This window comes from Streptomyces sp. NPDC054883 (genome assembly GCF_053610645.1).
In genome coordinates, this window is the sequence record NZ_JBSGYT010000012.1 from 40,785 (window position 1) to 56,613 (window position 15,829).

The 15,829-nt window shown below is 72.1% G+C and carries 13 protein-coding genes; 7 read left to right on the forward strand and 6 right to left on the reverse strand.

Annotation, left to right across the window (positions count from 1 at the left end; all coding sequences use genetic code 11):
* Positions 1-87: 87 nt before the first annotated feature.
* Positions 88-339, reverse strand: a complete 252-nt coding sequence (locus ACWGH1_RS11790; RefSeq protein ID WP_453354514.1) for a hypothetical protein — start codon at positions 337-339, stop codon at positions 88-90.
* A gap of 469 nt (positions 340-808) precedes the next feature.
* Between ACWGH1_RS11790 and ACWGH1_RS11795 the strand changes: the two genes are divergently transcribed.
* Positions 809-2,293 carry a serine/threonine-protein kinase gene (locus ACWGH1_RS11795; protein WP_453354515.1) on the forward strand — a complete coding sequence of 495 codons (1,485 nt, stop codon included), beginning with the start codon at positions 809-811 and terminating at the stop codon, positions 2,291-2,293.
* 330 nt (positions 2,294-2,623) lie between these two features.
* On the opposite strand, the gene ACWGH1_RS11800 is transcribed toward ACWGH1_RS11795, so the two are convergent.
* Positions 2,624-3,634 carry a zinc-dependent alcohol dehydrogenase family protein gene (locus ACWGH1_RS11800; RefSeq protein ID WP_453354516.1) on the reverse strand — a complete coding sequence of 337 codons (1,011 nt, stop codon included), beginning with the start codon at positions 3,632-3,634 and terminating at the stop codon, positions 2,624-2,626.
* A gap of 103 nt (positions 3,635-3,737) precedes the next feature.
* On the reverse strand, positions 3,738-4,151 hold the full coding sequence (locus ACWGH1_RS11805) for a nuclear transport factor 2 family protein (RefSeq protein WP_453354517.1): 414 nt from the start codon (positions 4,149-4,151) through the stop codon (positions 3,738-3,740).
* A gap of 106 nt (positions 4,152-4,257) precedes the next feature.
* Here ACWGH1_RS11805 and ACWGH1_RS11810 point away from each other — a divergent pair, with 106 nt between their 5' ends.
* On the forward strand, positions 4,258-4,830 hold the full coding sequence (locus tag ACWGH1_RS11810) for a TetR/AcrR family transcriptional regulator (RefSeq protein WP_453408649.1): 573 nt from the start codon (positions 4,258-4,260) through the stop codon (positions 4,828-4,830).
* Positions 4,831-5,187: 357 nt separating this feature from the next.
* On the opposite strand, the gene ACWGH1_RS11815 is transcribed toward ACWGH1_RS11810, so the two are convergent.
* The 3 genes from ACWGH1_RS11815 to ACWGH1_RS11825 are packed head-to-tail and all read right to left on the reverse strand — an operon-like array spanning position 5,188 to position 8,788.
* The gene (locus ACWGH1_RS11815) at positions 5,188-7,515 is read right to left on the reverse strand and encodes an FtsX-like permease family protein (RefSeq protein WP_453351960.1); all 2,328 of its coding nucleotides are present in this window, start codon (positions 7,513-7,515) and stop codon (positions 5,188-5,190) included.
* Positions 7,516-7,517: 2 nt separating this feature from the next.
* Positions 7,518-8,285, reverse strand: a complete 768-nt coding sequence (locus ACWGH1_RS11820; protein WP_453351959.1) for an ABC transporter ATP-binding protein — start codon at positions 8,283-8,285, stop codon at positions 7,518-7,520.
* Entirely contained in the window at positions 8,282-8,788 is a 507-nt protein-coding gene (locus tag ACWGH1_RS11825; RefSeq protein WP_453351958.1) for a PadR family transcriptional regulator, read from the reverse strand. The genes ACWGH1_RS11820 and ACWGH1_RS11825 overlap by 4 nt, the downstream gene beginning before the upstream one ends.
* 167 nt (positions 8,789-8,955) lie before the next feature.
* Here ACWGH1_RS11825 and ACWGH1_RS11830 point away from each other — a divergent pair, with 167 nt between their 5' ends.
* The 5 genes from ACWGH1_RS11830 (at position 8,956) to ACWGH1_RS11850 (ending at position 15,822) form a co-directional block, all read left to right on the forward strand.
* Positions 8,956-10,230, forward strand: coding sequence for an ABC transporter substrate-binding protein (locus ACWGH1_RS11830; RefSeq protein ID WP_453351957.1), 1,275 nt, complete (start codon positions 8,956-8,958; stop codon positions 10,228-10,230).
* Between the two features lie 211 nt (positions 10,231-10,441).
* Positions 10,442-12,124, forward strand: a complete 1,683-nt coding sequence (locus ACWGH1_RS11835) for a glycoside hydrolase family 13 protein (RefSeq protein WP_453351956.1) — start codon at positions 10,442-10,444, stop codon at positions 12,122-12,124.
* A 97-nt stretch (positions 12,125-12,221) separates the two neighbouring features.
* Positions 12,222-13,553, forward strand: coding sequence for an ABC transporter substrate-binding protein (locus ACWGH1_RS11840; protein WP_453351955.1), 1,332 nt, complete (start codon positions 12,222-12,224; stop codon positions 13,551-13,553).
* Positions 13,554-13,561: 8 nt separating this feature from the next.
* Positions 13,562-14,893, forward strand: coding sequence for a carbohydrate ABC transporter permease (locus tag ACWGH1_RS11845; protein WP_453351954.1), 1,332 nt, complete (start codon positions 13,562-13,564; stop codon positions 14,891-14,893).
* Positions 14,890-15,822 (forward strand): carbohydrate ABC transporter permease, encoded by a 933-nt coding sequence (locus ACWGH1_RS11850; RefSeq protein ID WP_453351953.1) that lies wholly within the window; start codon positions 14,890-14,892, stop codon positions 15,820-15,822. The genes ACWGH1_RS11845 and ACWGH1_RS11850 overlap by 4 nt, the downstream gene beginning before the upstream one ends.
* Positions 15,823-15,829: the final 7 nt, after the last annotated feature.

Consider the following 15,829-nt stretch of genomic DNA (forward strand, 5'->3'; position numbering starts at 1 on the left):
GTCACCCCTTGCGGCCATCACCAGTCCCGAGGGCAGTGGGAACACCGCCGCCCGGCGCCCTTGTCAGGACGGACCCGCTGCTCCTCGTCACCGAGCCTGCCGCTCACGCGCGGGGACGGCCCAGCCGGGGCCCGGCCGTGCCCAGCAGCGGCGGCTCTGGCCCGGCACCGGGGCGGGCGCCGGTACGGGCGGCGCCGGACAGCGCCTCAAAGCGACGAGGAACGTCAGCGCGATGCCGTCGGGCACGACGAAGAACGTGGTGCTGATCCCGTCGGAGGCGATGCCCGAGGCGGTGCCCTGTTGCCGGCCGGGGACCCCGGTGGCGGCGGCAACGGACATCGTGGTGAAGACGACTCCGTCGCCGATGCTTCGGGCGACCGGGCCGGGCAGGGCTCCGCGTACGTGCCGTCCGGCGAGACCGCGAGGCCCAGCGCACCCATGAGGAGACGAGCGCCCGCCTCGCCGCCAACGGCGACCCGCGGTAGCGCCGCACGTAAGACACCTGTGTCTGCTGCGGCCCCGGTGACGACGCTCCAGCACGCCGGCCCGGTAGAAGCGACGGACCGTCGTGAGACGGCCCGAGAGCGCCGTAGCCGCCGACACCCGCCAGACGGGGGCATCGCACCCGGGCCGGAGCCGGAACCACCCGCGGTCCCCGGCCCCATGAGAGCGAAACGGAACCGCAGGCCAACCCCAACGGTACGTAAACCGGCAGCCCGGCACCGCACTTGACCGGGGGGCCGTTCTCACGGCCTGGCGCATTGGGTTAGGTTCCCGGGCGTGACTGACGATCGCGGACGACTGTTTTTTGGCAGGCCGGTACCGGCTGGCCGAACTGCTCGGCCAAGGCGGCATGGGGACCGTCTGGCGGGCCCACGACGAGCAACTCGACCGGGAGGTGGCACTCAAGGAGCTCCGGCTCCCTGAGGACCTCGACGCCTCCCGGCGCAGGGCCTGGATCGGCCGCCTCGACCGCGAGGCACGCGCGGCCGCCAGACTGAAACACCCGGGGGTCATCACCGTCCACGACCGGATAGCCGGCGACGACGGCCGCCCGTGGATCGTGATGGAACTCGTCCACGGCCGCTCCCTGGACGACCTGATCAAAGAGGACGGCCCGCTTCCGCCGGCCCGGGTGGCCAGGATCGGCCGGCAGGTCCTGGACGCGCTGCGCGCCGTCCACGCCACGGGCGTCACCCACCGGGACATCAAGCCCGCCAACGTGCTGCTCGAAGGCGACCGGGTGGTGCTGACCGACTTCGGGATCGCCGCCGTGGAGGGCGAGCCCGGTCTGACCCGGTCGGGGGCCCTCATGGGGACCCCGGCCTACATGTCCCCCGAGCAGGTGCGCGGTCTCCCGGCGACCGCCGAATCCGACCTGTGGTCCCTGGGTGCGACGCTGTTCACCGCCGTGGAGGGACACCCTCCGTTCAGCGGCTCCGGCTCCTGGGCCGTCTTCGTCGCCGTCGCCACCGAGGAACCCGCCACTGCAGTCCGCGCCGGGGAACTCGCGCCGGCGCTGACCGGCCTGCTCCGCAAGGACCCGGCGCAGCGCCTCACCGCCGATGAGGCGTACGACCTGCTCGCCGGGTCGGCGGGCGAAGCGGAGCCCTCCCGGCCGGACCCCGCGCCGACATCAGCGTCCACGCTGAGGCTGGCTGCGGCGCCGGGCGCCGGCCCCGGAGCGGGAGGCCTGACCCCACCGGCGCGTGGCCCCGGCCGCCCTGGTCGGCGGTGGGGGTACTTGTCGGGCGGCCTGACGGTGGTCGTCGTGGCCGTCCTGCTCGCGATGCCCTGGTGGTTACCGGGGTCCGGGTCCACTGACGACGACGCGGGCCGCACCCGCGCGGCCGACTCCACGGCGCCCACCCACTACTCCCCGTCTCCTTCCCCAGCCGCACCCACCACGGCCACCCCGTCCACTCCCACGCCCAGACCCAGCCCCACCCCCAAGGCCACACGCACCCCCCTCGACCGCCAAGCCGTCGAACGCGTCTTCGCGCTCTACATGAACGGCCTGGCGGACCACGACATGACCTCCCTGCGCCGAGGTACCTGCCCCCGGCTGCGCGCAGGCCTGCTCGGCTTCGCCCTGAACGGCTACTTCGTGGACCGCTGGGAACTCCAGCCCTACGAGGTCCCCCGGAACATGGACGAGCTCAGCGTGGAAGCGAAGATCACCCGGCGCGACCCCGAGACCGGGAAACTCGCAGGCGACGTCCTCAACCAATGGATCATCGAGCGGGACGCTGACCAGCAGTACTACGTATGCGGCTGGCTGAACGAGGAGTGATGTGACCCGCCCACCACAGGGGTGCGCGGGGAGCCGGAGAAGAAGTCGACGGCACGCAGCACTACACACGCAACGCCCGAGGCGTCGAACCGGTTTGGCCACGCTCCCGTCCTGGAGGCACTGGCCCGCTACGTGGACAGAGCGGTGAGCCCAGGGCATCCGTCGGCGGCGCCGCGCCGGGAGCCGCTTTCAGCCGATCACGGGAACGTCCCGGCCCTGACGCCCCGACAGCGCGCAGCGACCGCACCTGCCCCGGCTTCGTCGGTGCTTCGTGCCGCCCTGACGTCTTCGGCCGAGGTGGCCGCCGGGCGCAGAGGTCAGAGGTGCAGATCAGGAGGTGCTGATGACGACCTTGCCGAAGGGATTGCCGGTGGCGTAGTGGCGGTAGGCGTCGAGGGCGTCGTCGAACGGGAAGACCCGGTCGATGACGGGCCGGAGGCCGTGGGTCTCGATGAAAGCGTTCATCGCGGTGAACTGGGCGCGGCTGCCCACGGCCACGGTGCGAATGGTGGCACCGGAGGCGAAGAGGGCGTAGGGGTCGAGCGCCGGGGCGGTCTGGCCGGTGAAGCCGACGCACGCGATGGTGCCGGCCAGGGCGACGGCGCGCACGGACTCGTGGAGGAGTCCGGCGACGTCGACGATACGGTCGGCGCCCCGGCCGCCGGTGAGCGCGCGGACCTCGCCGGCCCAGTCGGGTGTGGCCGCGTAGTCCACGACGTCGTCGGCGCCGAGGTCGCGCAGCCGGGCGGCCTTGCCGGCACTGCTGGTGGTGGCGATGACTCGCGCGCCGAGCGCCTTGGCGAACTGGAGCGCGAAGAGCGAGACGCCACCGGAGCCTTGGACGACGACGGTGTCGCCGTTGCGCATTCCGGCACCGTCGCCGGTGAGCGCGTTCCATGCCGTGACCGCCACACACGGCAGGGTCGCGGCCTCCTCGTACGTCAGGTGAGCGGGGACGGCCACGAGCGCGTCCGCGTCGATCACGGCCAACTCGGTGAGCATGCCGTCGAGCGAGCCGCCGCGCTGGGGCAGGTGTTCCGCGGCGAACGGTCCGTCCTGCCAGGAAGGGAAGAGGGTGGCGGCGACGCGGTCGCCGACCCGTACCGTGTCGACGCCCCGGCCGACCGCGACGACCTCACCGGCGCCGTCCGAGACGGGGACGACGTCGGGCTCGACCGGCAGGACGTAGGTGCCGTCGAGCACCATGAGTTCGCGGAAGCTCAGGGACGTCGCGCGCACCGCGACCACGGCCTGGCCGGGACCGGCCGTAGGGGTCTGGTGCTCGCGGACGGTGAGTCCGGACAGCCCGGCGCCGCTGTGCGACAGGTGGTAGCTCCGCATCGGGGGCCCTTCGTGTGACATGGGTGGGTGGATGCCCTGGGGGTGGCTATGGCGCGGGGAGGTGCGGTGGGCGGCCCCGCCGGGCGGCGGTCCGGCGCAGGACTTACGCCCCGCCGGGCCCGTTGACCACTTCGGCGGCCAGCGGCACCTCGCCCGCGGTCTTGCTGAAGCCGATCGCCTCGACGATCCGGCCGTCGGTCACCCGCATGACGTTGACGCCGCGCACCCACGCGTCGGGGCCGGTCCCGAAACGGTAGGACCACACGATCGTCGCGCGCTCGCCCGCGACGATCACCTCCTGCGGCGCGAACTGTGTGCCGCGGTCGTCTATGACCGCTGTCCACCAGGCCGTGCACGCCTCGCGGCCGCGGACCAGTTCCCCGCTCGGCGGGGGCTGGACGCTCTCCATGACGCAGTCCTCGGCGATCAGGTCGGCCAGGAGGCCGGCCTCGTGCTCGATGAACGCGCGGTTGAAGCGGTCGATGACCTCCGCGGTGCTGAGTACGGACACGGTCATGTTGTCTCCCGAGCGTTGAAGAGATAGACCGTTCGGTCTACCGAGTGCCATGGGGATATAGATAGACCAGTTGATCTACCGAGTCAAGGGCTGGCAGAATCACGCCATGACCAGCACCGCCAGGCCCGGCCCCCGCGAACGGCTCCTGCTCGCCGCCCAGGAACTGACCTACAGCCAGGGCGTCGGCGTCGGCGTGGACGCCCTCCTCAAGGCGGCCGGGGTCGCCCGGCGTTCGCTGTACGAGCACTTCGGCGGCAAGGACGGCCTCGTCGCCGAGGTGCTGCGCCGCAGCACCGCCGAGGACGCGGAGCAGTACCGCGCCACGATGGATGCCGCCGGAGACGACCCCCGGGCCCGGCTCCTCGCCGTCTTCGACCGCCTCGGCCACGTCGCCGCAGCCCCGGACTTCCACGGCTGCCGCTACCTCGCCGCCGACCTCGCGCTCATCGACCAGGAGCACCCCGGTCACGAGGTCACCCGGGCCTACCGGCGCACCCTCCACGGCCTGTTCGCGGCCGAGCTGACCGCCCTCGGACACCCGCGTCCCGGCTTCGCCGCCGACCAGCTGCTCATCCTCGTCGACGGCCTCCTCGCCACCGGCGCGTCCCGCCCCGGCGACCGCCCGCCAGCCGCCGCGGTCCGCGAACTCGCCGAGCGCGTCCTCGACTTCCGCCGGTGACGGTGTCGGTGACGGTTTCGGCGCCCTCTCCGCTGTGAACGGTGCCGGCAATCGCCGCACCACCCGCTCCGGGGTACGCAGCGTACCGTTAACGGTGGTCTGAGCTTCGTCTTCACGGTCTGAGCCGGCGCGTACGCGTCTGCTACGCCCACGAGGCGTCGGCGGGGCCCGGCCGGCAGTCCCGGCAGCAGCCGGAGCGGGGGCGCGGAAGGTTGGCAGCCGTCGCCGTTCAGGGGCGGGGCGGGCGCCGAATGCTGCCGTGCCGGTCGAGGCGGCCCAGGAGGGCGGCCTGGTGTTTCGGTGCGGAGTGGGACCTGCGCGTCAGCGGTTCGAGGTGATGGCGGTTGCGTTCAGGGCTCAGAGCGTCTCGCTCAGCGAGTCCGCGAGCCGCCGACGCGCCGTGCGCGTGGCCGGCAGGGTCGCCGCCGCCACCGCGCCCAGCACCGCCCCAACGATCACCGTCAGCAGCACGGGCAGCGAGGGCAGCCGGGCGATTCCGGCCCCGATCCCGCTCGATGCGCCTTGCGCGTCCACGAGCCAGCGGCCGGACACCGCGCCCACCACCGCTGCGGCCACCGCGGAAACCAGCGCGGTCAGCCCGGCGGCCACCACGATCATCGAACCGATCTGCCGGGGCGTCAGCCCCATCGCCTTGAGTGCGAGCAGGTCCCGGCCCCGGTCGCGCACCCCCGCACTGATCAGCGTCAGCAATTCGATCAGGCCGATCAGCGCCAGTACCGCGATCAGGGCGGCGATCACTGCGCGTGCCGGTTCCAGCCGGTCGGCGGGATTCGGCGTCTCCCGGATCTCCAGCGTTCCCCCGGCCGCCACGGCGAGCGTGCTCCGCACGGCCCGGGGGTCCGCGCCCTTGCGCAGCACCAGGGCCTGGAAGTGCGGCCGTAGCTGCGGATCACGCTCGCGCAGCGCGTCGATGGTCGTGGTGATGACGCGGCCGCCGGAATCGGGCTCGATGGTGCGGCCGACGAGGTGCAGTACCTGCGGCCGCCCCTCGACGGTCATGCGTACCCAGTCGCCGACGCGGACGCCGAGGAGATCCAGCAGTCCCTGGCCGGCCACCGCCTCGTCCGGGCCACCGCCCGCCCGCCCCTCCACCACCGCGGAGGGGTACGGGTGTGTGGTCGTCCCCAGCCCGCGGAGCGTGATGGTGCCGGTCTGGCCCGGCACCAGGGCCGCCATCTCCGCACCGGGGTGGACCGCGGCGATGCCCGGGACCGCCGCCAGGGTCTTCTCCAGCTCCGCGTCCGACAGCCCGGTGGGCCGTTCGGCCCGGACAGTCAGGGCCGCGGGCAGCCCCATCAGCGCCGGCCGGCTGCGGAACTGGTCGAGTGTCGACCACGCGACGAGCGCGACCGTGATCATTAGGAGCGGCAGGGCCAGCCGGCCCACCGATGCCAGCGTCCGGACGCGTCGCGGGAACGCGGCGCGCCATCCGAGCACCAGGGCGGCGGGCACCCGCATCCCCAGCGCCCGCCTGCCCAGGGCGGTCATCGGCGCGGCGGTCGGCAACGCCGCGCGGGCCGCGGGTACCGGTGGCACCCGCCCGGACCGCCAGGCCGAGATGCCGGTGGCGGCCGCGATCAGCAGTACCGCGCCGCAGGGGACGCCGATCATCAGCCCCGCGTGGCCGGGCAGGTCCTGCCAGACCGCCGCCGCTTCCCCGATCCGCCCCGGTATCCGGGCGCCGAGCAGGGCGATCGCCGTCGTGCCGAGGGCCACCCCGAGCAGCGCGAAGGCCAGGTGCTGTACGAGGAACCCGCGGGCCACCTGGCCGGGAGTGAAGCCGATGGCCTTGAGGATGGCTATGTCCCGCAGCTGGCCCCGAACGCGGGCACCGATCGCGCCGGAAGCGGCGAGTGCCGCGGCGAGCAGCGCACCGAGACCGAACACGGCGAACATCTGCCCGAGGAGCCGGTCGTCACCGCCCGCCTCCGCCCGGGCCTGCTGCCACTTCGTCACTTGGGCGACCCGGTCGGCGCCCAGGACGGTGACGGCGCGCTGGACCATGAAGTCGGTGTCCGCCGGATCCCTCAGGCGCAGCCCCACGCTCTGCCCGGTGTCCGTGGGCGCGATCGTGTCGAGGGTGGGGGAGAGCACCCAGCCGATGCCCGGTGCGCCGCCCGGCTGGTAGCGGGGTTCGGCCGCCTCGGCGATGCCGGCCACCCGCAGTTCGTGCGGGGCGCCGTCCGGTCCGGTGACGCGCACCGTCTCGCCCGGCTCCGCCCACAGCGCCCGCGCGACGGAACTCTCCAGCACGACGGCCCCGAGCCCTGCCCCGCTGTCCGTCGCGGTGAGCCAGCTGCCGGCGGTGAGGAGCGGTCGCCCGGTTTCGGGCGGCTGCACCGAGCTCGCCCGCAGTGCCACTCTGGCCCGCGCGCCGCGCGATTCGACCGTTGTCGCCGCTGTGCGATAAGGGCCGGAGAGCGCCGCGACTCCGTCCAGGCGGCCCAGGGCGTCCAGGTCGGCGGCCCCGGCACGGGTGTGCAGCCAGATGTGCGCGCCCTGGGACTGGTTGAAGATCCGCTGCCACGGGTTCGCGGCGTAACTGAACATGGCGCCGGCGAGCAGGAGCGAGGCGATGATTCCGGCGCTGGCCAGGACGACGAAGAGGGCTTCCCCGCGGTGCGCGCGGAAGTCGGCGTGCGCCCAGCGCAGAGTGGCCCGCACCTTCACTCCTTCAGTTCGAGTACGCGGGACACGCCGTCGGCCGGCCCGCGGCGTCTGTCACCGAGCTGGGCGTCGTCGGCGATGCGGCCGTCGAAGAAGCTGATGACGCGGTCGGCGGCGCTGGCCATCCGGGCGTCATGGGTGACCATCATGATCGTCTGGCCGCGCTGGTGGAAGCGGGTGAGCAGCCGCAGCACCTCGCGGGTGCCCTTGCTGTCGAGGCTGCCGGCCGGCTCATCGGCGAGCAGCAGCGCGGGATGGTTGACCAGGGCCCGGGCGAGCGCGACCCGCTGCTGTTCGCCGCCCGAGAGTTCGCCGGGCATCGAGCGTTCGCGACCTTCGAGCCCCAGCTCGGCGAGCAGTTCGGCCCGCGACTCGCGCGCGGACTTCGGGGAGGCGCCGGCGAGGAGGGCGGGCAGTTCGACGTTGTCGGCCACGGTGAGGTTGGAGACCAGGTTGAAGAACTGGAAGACGACTCCGATGCTGCGCCGGCGGAGCACCGCCCAGCGGGCCTCCCGGTACTCGTCGACGCGTTCTCCGCCGATCCACAGCTTTCCGCCGTCGGGCCGCTGGAGGCCGCCGATCAGGTGCAGCAGTGTGGACTTCCCGGCTCCCGACGGCCCGGTCACCGCGACGAACTCGCCGGGCCGGACGGTCAGGTCCACCCCGCGCACGGCGGGCACCGGCGCGCCCTCGCCGTGGTGCGTCTTGGTCAGGCCCTCGGCCCGCACGATGGGCACCGCAGGAGCGGTGGCGGCGTCCTCGCTCATTCCAGCTCCTCCTGACAGCGTTCCAGCCAGTCGAGGTCGGCCTGCAGATGCAGCATGGCGCCCTCGATCAGCAGTTGGGGGATCTTGTTGTCGCGGTCTTCGGCCGCGGCCAGCTTCGACAGGTCCCGCATGGTGTTGAGGTACTGCCGCCGCTGCTTGTTGATCAACGCGACGGGGTCGGCCAGCCCCGACCGGGGCGCGAGGGCGAGTTTCATGAAGAACTCGTCCCGTACCCGCGGCTCTTCGGCGGTGTCCTCGAACCAGGCCAGTACGGCCTCTCGTCCGGCGTCGGTCAGCCTGTACGTGCGCTTGTTGGGCCGGCCCGCCTGCTCGACGTCCTCGCCCTCGATCAGACCGCTCTTCTCCAGTCTGCCGAGGGTGACGTAGATCTGGCCGACGTTGGGCTGAGGGTACGCGGCGCCCAGGAGCTTCTCAAGGTCCTGCTTCAGCTCGTAACCATGGGCGGGGCCACGGGTGAGGAGCGCCAGGAGCGGCAGCCGCACTCGCTCCTCCTCCCTCCCGCTCGGTAGTCACCTGTTCACCCGGCAGCGGGCCGGGTGGCGCCGCCTCCTGCCCGTCTGCCTGGACGTCTAGTATCGCCCATGCCTAACGGGTATATATAGGCCCCGATGGTCGGCGGCGCAGCCGGATCGTGCATTGGGAGGAACCTATGCGGTGGATGCGTGCCGCGGGTAGGGCTCTCCTGGTCGTGGCGGTGGTGCTTGCGGGGTACGCCGGCTTCGGCGTCCGCGCCCGCGACGGCGTGGCCTCCGCCAGCCGCGGGCCCATGACGCTGGTCACGGCGGGAGACCTGACCGGCTACCTCTCCCCGCTGCTCGACGACTGGAACGCCGGGCATCCCGGTGAACGCGTCACGCTCGTCGAGCTCCCCGACTCGGCCGACGAGACCCGTGCCCAGATGATCAGCGAACTGCGATCGGGCGGCAACCGCTTCGACGTGCTGAACATCGACGTCGCCTGGACGTCCGAGTTCGCCGCGGCCGGATGGATCGCGCCGCTCGACCGCGGTCGCTTCCCCCTGGACGCCTTCCTGCGGCCGGTGGTCGAAACCGCCACTTTCGACGGCAGGCTGTATGCGGTCCCGTACGTCACCAACGCGGGACTGCTCTACTACCGCAAGGACGTGCTGGACGCGGAAGGCGAACAACCACCGCGTACCTGGGCCGACCTGGTCCGCCAGGCGGCCACGATCGCCCCGAAGCACGGACTGGACGGGTACGCCGGCCAGTTCCTGCCGTACGAGGGGCTCACCGTCAACGTCACCGAAGCCGTCCACTCGGCGGGTGGTTCGATCCTGCGCGACGACGGCGCCCGCGTAACGGTCGACTCCGACGCGGCACGCGCCGGGCTGCGGTTCCTCGCGGACGGCGTTCGGGACGGCTGGATCTCCCGGGAGGCGCTCGGCTACAAGGAGGAGGAGTCCCGGCAGGCGTTCCAGGACGGCCGTCTGCTCTTCCTGCGGAACTGGCCCTACGTCTACGCCGACGCGAGCGGGACGGGGTCGAAGGTCGCGGGGAAGTTCGGCGTCGTGCCGCTGCCCGGACCCGGCGGGCCCGGCAGCAGCGTGCTGGGCGGCTCCAATCTGGCCGTCAGCAGCCGTTCCCGGCATCCGGCCTCGGCGGCCGATCTGATCTCCTACCTCACGAGCGAACGGGTCCAGCGGAAGGTGCTGACCGAGGGCTCGCTACCGCCTGTGCGCGCCGCGCTCTACGACGACCCCGAACTGATCCGCGCCTATCCGTACCTGTCCACGCTCCGCCAGAGCGTGCTGTCGGCGGTGCCGCGCCCCAAGAGCGCCCGTTACGACCAGGTGAGCCTGGCCGTACAGGCCGTGGCACAGGACCTGATGGCGCAGCGCGAGACACCTGACCAGGCGGTGGCGCGGCTTGCCCGCGAGCTCGGCGGCGTTTCCCGCGCCGGCTGATCCCGCGCCATCCTCCTCCAGGGCGTCTACCTACATGTTAGGTAGACGCCCTTCGTCGTACACCTGCCCCTTTAGGTACAAACCACCTCAGTTTCCTGCTGTTTCTGGACACATCGTTGACACCTTCCGGTCGCACCTACCTAACATGCATGCATAACAGCGCACCTGATCCAGGGCGCTCTCGCATTCAGCAGAAACAGGTCGACGCGAGATGCTCAGCACCCTTCCGGCCGGCACCGGCCACCCCTCCCGCAGCGCCAGCGCACCCGGCTCCTGGTGGCGCGACGCGGTGATCTACCAGGTTTACGTCCGCAGCTTCCTCGACAGCACCGGGGACGGCATCGGCGACCTGGCCGGCGTACGGGCCGGACTTCCCTACCTCAGGAAGCTCGGCGTCGACGGCATCTGGCTCAGCCCCTTCTACCCGTCGCCGCAGCACGACCACGGCTACGACGTGGCCGACTACTGCGGCGTCGACCCCGTCTACGGCGACCTCGCCGAGTTCGACCGGCTGGTGGCCGACGCCCGCCGCCTCGGCCTCAAGCTGCTGCTCGACATCGTCCCCAACCACTGCTCCAGTGAGCACCCCTGGTTCCGCGAGGCCCTCGCCGCAGGACCCGGCAACCCCCTGCGCTCCCGTTTCCACTTCGCGCCCGGCCGCGGCCCGGACGGGACGCAGCCGCCCAACAACTGGCACGCCATGTTCGGAGGCCCCGCCTGGAGCCGGACCACCGGGCCCGACGGCACCCCCGGGGAGTGGTACCTGCACCTGTTCACGCCCGAGCAGCCGGACTGGAACTGGCGCGACCCGGCCGTGGGCGACGAGTTCGAGCGCGTGCTGCGCTTCTGGCTGGACCGCGGTGTCGACGGCTTCCGCATCGACGTCGCCGCCGGGCTGTTCAAGCACCCGGACCTGCCCGACTCGGACGACCCGGAGGCCGACGAGCGGGCCCGCGACTCCGTCAACCAGCTCGCCTGGAACCGGCCCGAGGTGCACGGCGTATGGCGCCGCTGGCGCGCCGTGTGCGAGGAGTACGCCGCCCGGGACGGCCGCGAGCGGCTGCTGGTCGGCGAGGTGTCCGTACCCACGGCGCGCGAACACGCCGAATACGTCCGTCCCGACGAACTGCACCAGGCGTTCTTCTTCGACCTGCTCAGCGCCCCGTGGGACGCCGGTGCCTTCCGCTCGACGATCACCGAGGCGATGCGCGACATCGCCGGCACCGGCTCCACCGTCACCTGGGTGCTCAACAACCACGATCAGGTCCGCACCGTCACCCGTTACGCGGGCGAGCCCGGGGTGGAGGGCAGCGGGCTGGGAGCCGCCCGCGCCCGCGCCGCCGCCCTGCTGATGCTCGCCCTGCCCGGCGCGGCCTACGTCTACCAGGGGGAGGAGCTCGGCCTGCCCGAGGTCCTCGACCTGCCCGACGAGGTGCTGACCGACCCGATCTGGCACCGCACCGGCAGCCGCAAGCGGGTCCGGGACGGCTGCCGGGTACCGCTGCCCTGGTCGGGCCACGCCTCCCCGTTCGGCTTCAGCCAGGGCGCGGCCGGCGCCAAGCCGTGGCTGCCGCAGCCGGAGTGGTTCGCCGAGCACGCCACGGACCGCGCCCTGGCCGACACCCGTTCCTTCTGGCACCTCTACCGCGACGGCCTCCAACTGCGGCGCAGCCTGCCCCAGCTCGGCGACGGCACCCTGCGCTGGCTGGAGACGCCCCCGCAGGTGCTGGCCATCGCCCGCGGCGACGGCCTGGTCTGCGCGGTCAACTTCGGCACGGAGGCGGTGCCCGCCCCCGTCGCGGGGACCCCGCTGCTCGCCAGCGGACCCTGCCCGGACGGAGTGCTCCCGGCGGCGACGGCCGCCTGGTGGACGTCGGAGTGCCCCGCTCCGTAACCCGCGCGGCGGCCCGTGCGCTGACGCAACACCCCTCGCGGTGACGCCGGAGGCGACTCCGCAGTCCCGAACCGACCCCCTCGAAAAGGATCCCATCATGCGACGACCCGGCAAGACGCCCCGACGGACCGCTGCCACCGCGTCGGCGGCACTCGCCCTGGCCCTCGGAGCCACCGCCTGCGGCGGCACCACCACACCCGCGAGCGGCGGCGAACTCAGCGGCCAGACCGTGACCGTGGCGGGCGTCTGGACGGGCAGCGAACAGAAGAACTTCAAGAAGGTCCTGGACGCCTTCACCGAGAAGACCGGCGCCAAGACGGTCTTCGTCCCCTCCGGCGACAACGTCTCCACCTTCGTCGGAAGCAAGATCGAGGGCGGCAACGCACCCGACGTGGTGATGGTCCCCCAGGTGGGCGTCATCCAGCAGTTCGCGAAGGCGGGCTGGCTCCAGCCCCTGTCCGACGAGGCGGCCCGGACGGCCGGCTCAACCCTCCCGCCGGTCTGGAAGGGCTACGGAACCGTCGACGGCACGTACTACGGCCTCTACTTCAAGGCCGCCCACAAGTCCACCGTCTGGTACGCCCCCGACGCCTTCACCCAGGCCGGTGTCGGCGAGCCCAAGAGCTACGCCGACCTGCTCAAGGCCGGCCGTACCCTCGCCGACTCCGGCCGCCCGGCCTTCGCCGTTGCGGGTGAGGACGGCTGGACCCTCACCGACTGGTTCGAGAACATCTACCTCTCTCAGGCAGGGACGGAAAAATACGACCAACTCGCCCAGCACAAGCTCAAGTGGACCGACGACAGCGTCGTCAAAGCCCTCACCACCCTCGGGGAACTGTTCAAGGACAAGCAACTCGTCGCCGGCGGTGCCGAGACGGCGCTGCGCACCGACTTCCCCTCCTCGGTCGAGCAGGTGTTCGGGCCGGAGCCCAAGGCCGGCATGGTCTACGAGGGCGACTTCGTCGGCGGTGTCGCCAAGGACCAGTTCGGCAAGAAGCCGGGGCAGGACGCCAAGTTCTTCCCGTTCCCCGCGGTCGACGGAGGCAAGGCACCCGTCGTCAGCGGCGGTGACGCGGCTGTCGTCCTCAAGGCGGGGAAGAACGGCAAGGCGGGCATGAAGCTGCTCGAGTTCCTGGCCGGGCCCGAAGCCGCCGAGGTCTGGGCCGGCGCGGGCGGCTTCCTGTCCCCCAACACCAAGGTCGATTTCGGCGCGTACGGCGACGACACCACCCGCAGCACCGCCCAGTCGCTCGTCGCCGCGGGCAACTCGGTCCGCTTCGACATGTCGGACCAGGCCCCGGCGGCGTTCGGCGGCACCAAGGGCGCCGGCGAGTGGAAACTCCTCCAGGACTTCCTGCGCGACCCGTCGGACCCGCAGGGGGCGGCCTCGAAGCTCGAGGCCGAAGCCGCCAAGGCGTACGGGAACTGAGGCCCCCCATGGCTGACACCCTGACCGCCCGCGCCGCGGCCGATTCCCGGCGCCGCGCCCACAACAGGAAACGCCGCCTCGCGGTCGTCTTCGTGCTGCCGGCCCTGCTCCTGCTCGGCGCACTGGTCGTCTACCCGGTCGTCTTCTCCTTCTGCCGCAGTCTCTTCGACGCCAGCGGCAGCCGTTTCGTCGGAGCCGGGAACTACGTGGCGATCGTCCACGATCCGGCCACCCTCAAGGCGGTCCGCAACAGCGCCATATGGGTCGTCGTGGCCCCGACCCTGCTGACCGGACTCGGACTGATGCTCGCCGTGCTCACCGAGAAGGTGCGCTGGGCGACCGCCTTCAAGCTGACGCTCTTCCTGCCGATGGCCGTCTCCTTCCTCGCCGCGGGCATCGTCTTCCGGCTCGCCTACGAGCAGGACCCGGGCCGGGGCGTGCTCAACGCGGTCGTCGTCGGTGTCCACGACACCTTCGAGGACGCCGCCGCCTATCCGACGGCCCGGGTCCGCGAGGGCCAGGCCCTGACGGGGAGTGCGGGCGGCCCCTACAGCACCGCGAAGGCGGTGCGTCCCGGCGGATCGGTCGACCTCGGCCTCGTCGGCGTGGCACCCGACGCGGTGCCCGCCGCGGCGAAGCCGGCTGCCGCAGCGACGCCGGGCCCCGACGGGATCGGGGGCGTCGTCTACCTCGACTTCGCCCCCGGCGGCTCCGGAACGCCGGGCGAGGTGGACCCGGGCGAGAAGGGCCTGCCCGGCATGACGGTCGAGGCCGTACGGGACGGCCGGACGGCCGCGACCGCCACCTCCGCCGCCGACGGCTCGTTCCGCTTCACCGGGCTGGCCGACGGCGAGTACGTCCTCCGGCTGCCCGCGGCCAATTTCGCAGCCCCCTACCAAGGGGTGAACTGGCTCGGCCCGGCTCTGGTGACGCCCGCCATCATCGGTGCCTACCTGTGGGTGTGGACCGGCTTCGCCATGGTCCTGATCGGGGCCGGGCTCGCTGCGATCCCGCGCGACGCCCTGGAGGCCGCACGAATGGACGGTGCCACCGAGGGTCAGATCTTCCGCAAGATCACCGTGCCGCTGCTCGCGCCGGTGCTCACCGTCGTGTTCGTCACCCTGGTGATCAACGTGATGAAGGTCTTCGACCTCGTCTACATCATCGCGCCCGGACCCGTACAGGAAGAAGCGAACGTACTGGCCACCCGCATGTGGCTGGTCTCCTTCGGCGGCGGCAACAACCAGGGCCTCGGAAGCGCGCTCAGCGTGGTGCTCCTCCTGCTGGTCGTCCCGGCGATGGTCTTCAACATCCGGCGCTTCCGAAGGAGTGCGGCATGAGCAGTCACGGCACCATCGAGCGCCGGGCACCCCGTCGTACGACCGCGGTCCGGCCCGCCCCCGCCACGTCGGGGCCCAAGCCGCCCCGCAAGGGCCGGCTGTCGAGCCTGCTGAGCGGGTCGGCAGTCCAGGCACTGCTGCTCCTGGTCGCCCTGATCTGGGTCACCCCGCTGGCCGGCCTGTTCCTGTCCTCGATGCGCTCCGAACGGGACAACGCCTCCGGGGGCTGGTGGAACGTGTTCACCGACCCGTCCCAGCTGTCCCTGGGCAACTACACCGCCCTGCTCAAGGATTCCGGCATCGCGGCGGCGTTCGGGAACACCGTCCTGATCTCGGTACCCACCACCCTGCTGGTGGTCGCCATCGCGGCCCTCGCCGGATACGCCTTCGCATGGCTGGACTTCCCCGGCCGGGACGGCATCTTCCTCGTGGTCGTCGGGCTGCTGGTCGTACCCGTGCAGATCGGACTGCTGCCCGTGGCGAAACTCTTCGGTGCGGTGGGCCTGTTCGGCACCATCCCCGGAGTCGTCCTCTTCCACGTGGCCTACGGGCTGCCATTCGCGATCTTCCTGCTGCGCAACTACTTCGCCGAGATCCCGCGCGAAATGCTGGAAGCCGCCCGGATGGACGGCGGCACCGAATGGCGGATCTTCTCCCGGCTGGTGCTGCCGCTCGGCCGCCCGGCCATCGCGAGCCTGGCCATCTTCCAGTTCCTGTGGGTCTGGAACGACATGCTCGTGGCGCTGCTCTTCGCGGACAGCGAGTCCCAGCCCCTCACGGTCGCCCTCCAGTCGCAGATGCGGCAGTTCGGAAGCAACATCGGCGTCCTCGCACCGGGTGCGTTCCTGTCCCTGGTGGTCCCGCTGATCGTCTTCTTCGCCTTCCAGCGGCACTTCGTCCAGGGCGTGATGGCGGGCTCGGTGAAGTGACGCCCGG

Excerpts from the sequence above, each read along its gene's own strand:
- ACWGH1_RS11835 (WP_453351956.1), top strand. The coding sequence starts at position 10,442 with ATGCTCAGCACCCTTCCGGCCGGCACCGGCCACCCCTCCCGCAGCGCC.
- ACWGH1_RS11805 (WP_453354517.1), bottom strand. The coding sequence starts at position 4,151 with ATGACCGTGTCCGTACTCAGCACCGCGGAGGTCATCGACCGCTTCAAC.
- ACWGH1_RS11845 (WP_453351954.1), top strand. The coding sequence starts at position 13,562 with ATGGCTGACACCCTGACCGCCCGCGCCGCGGCCGATTCCCGGCGCCGC.
- ACWGH1_RS11850 (WP_453351953.1), top strand. The coding sequence starts at position 14,890 with ATGAGCAGTCACGGCACCATCGAGCGCCGGGCACCCCGTCGTACGACC.
- ACWGH1_RS11800 (WP_453354516.1), bottom strand. The coding sequence starts at position 3,634 with ATGCGGAGCTACCACCTGTCGCACAGCGGCGCCGGGCTGTCCGGACTC.
- ACWGH1_RS11810 (WP_453408649.1), top strand. The coding sequence starts at position 4,258 with ATGACCAGCACCGCCAGGCCCGGCCCCCGCGAACGGCTCCTGCTCGCC.
- ACWGH1_RS11820 (WP_453351959.1), bottom strand. The coding sequence starts at position 8,285 with ATGAGCGAGGACGCCGCCACCGCTCCTGCGGTGCCCATCGTGCGGGCC.
- ACWGH1_RS11840 (WP_453351955.1), top strand. The coding sequence starts at position 12,222 with ATGCGACGACCCGGCAAGACGCCCCGACGGACCGCTGCCACCGCGTCG.
- ACWGH1_RS11790 (WP_453354514.1), bottom strand. The coding sequence starts at position 339 with ATGTCCGTTGCCGCCGCCACCGGGGTCCCCGGCCGGCAACAGGGCACC.
- ACWGH1_RS11830 (WP_453351957.1), top strand. The coding sequence starts at position 8,956 with ATGCGGTGGATGCGTGCCGCGGGTAGGGCTCTCCTGGTCGTGGCGGTG.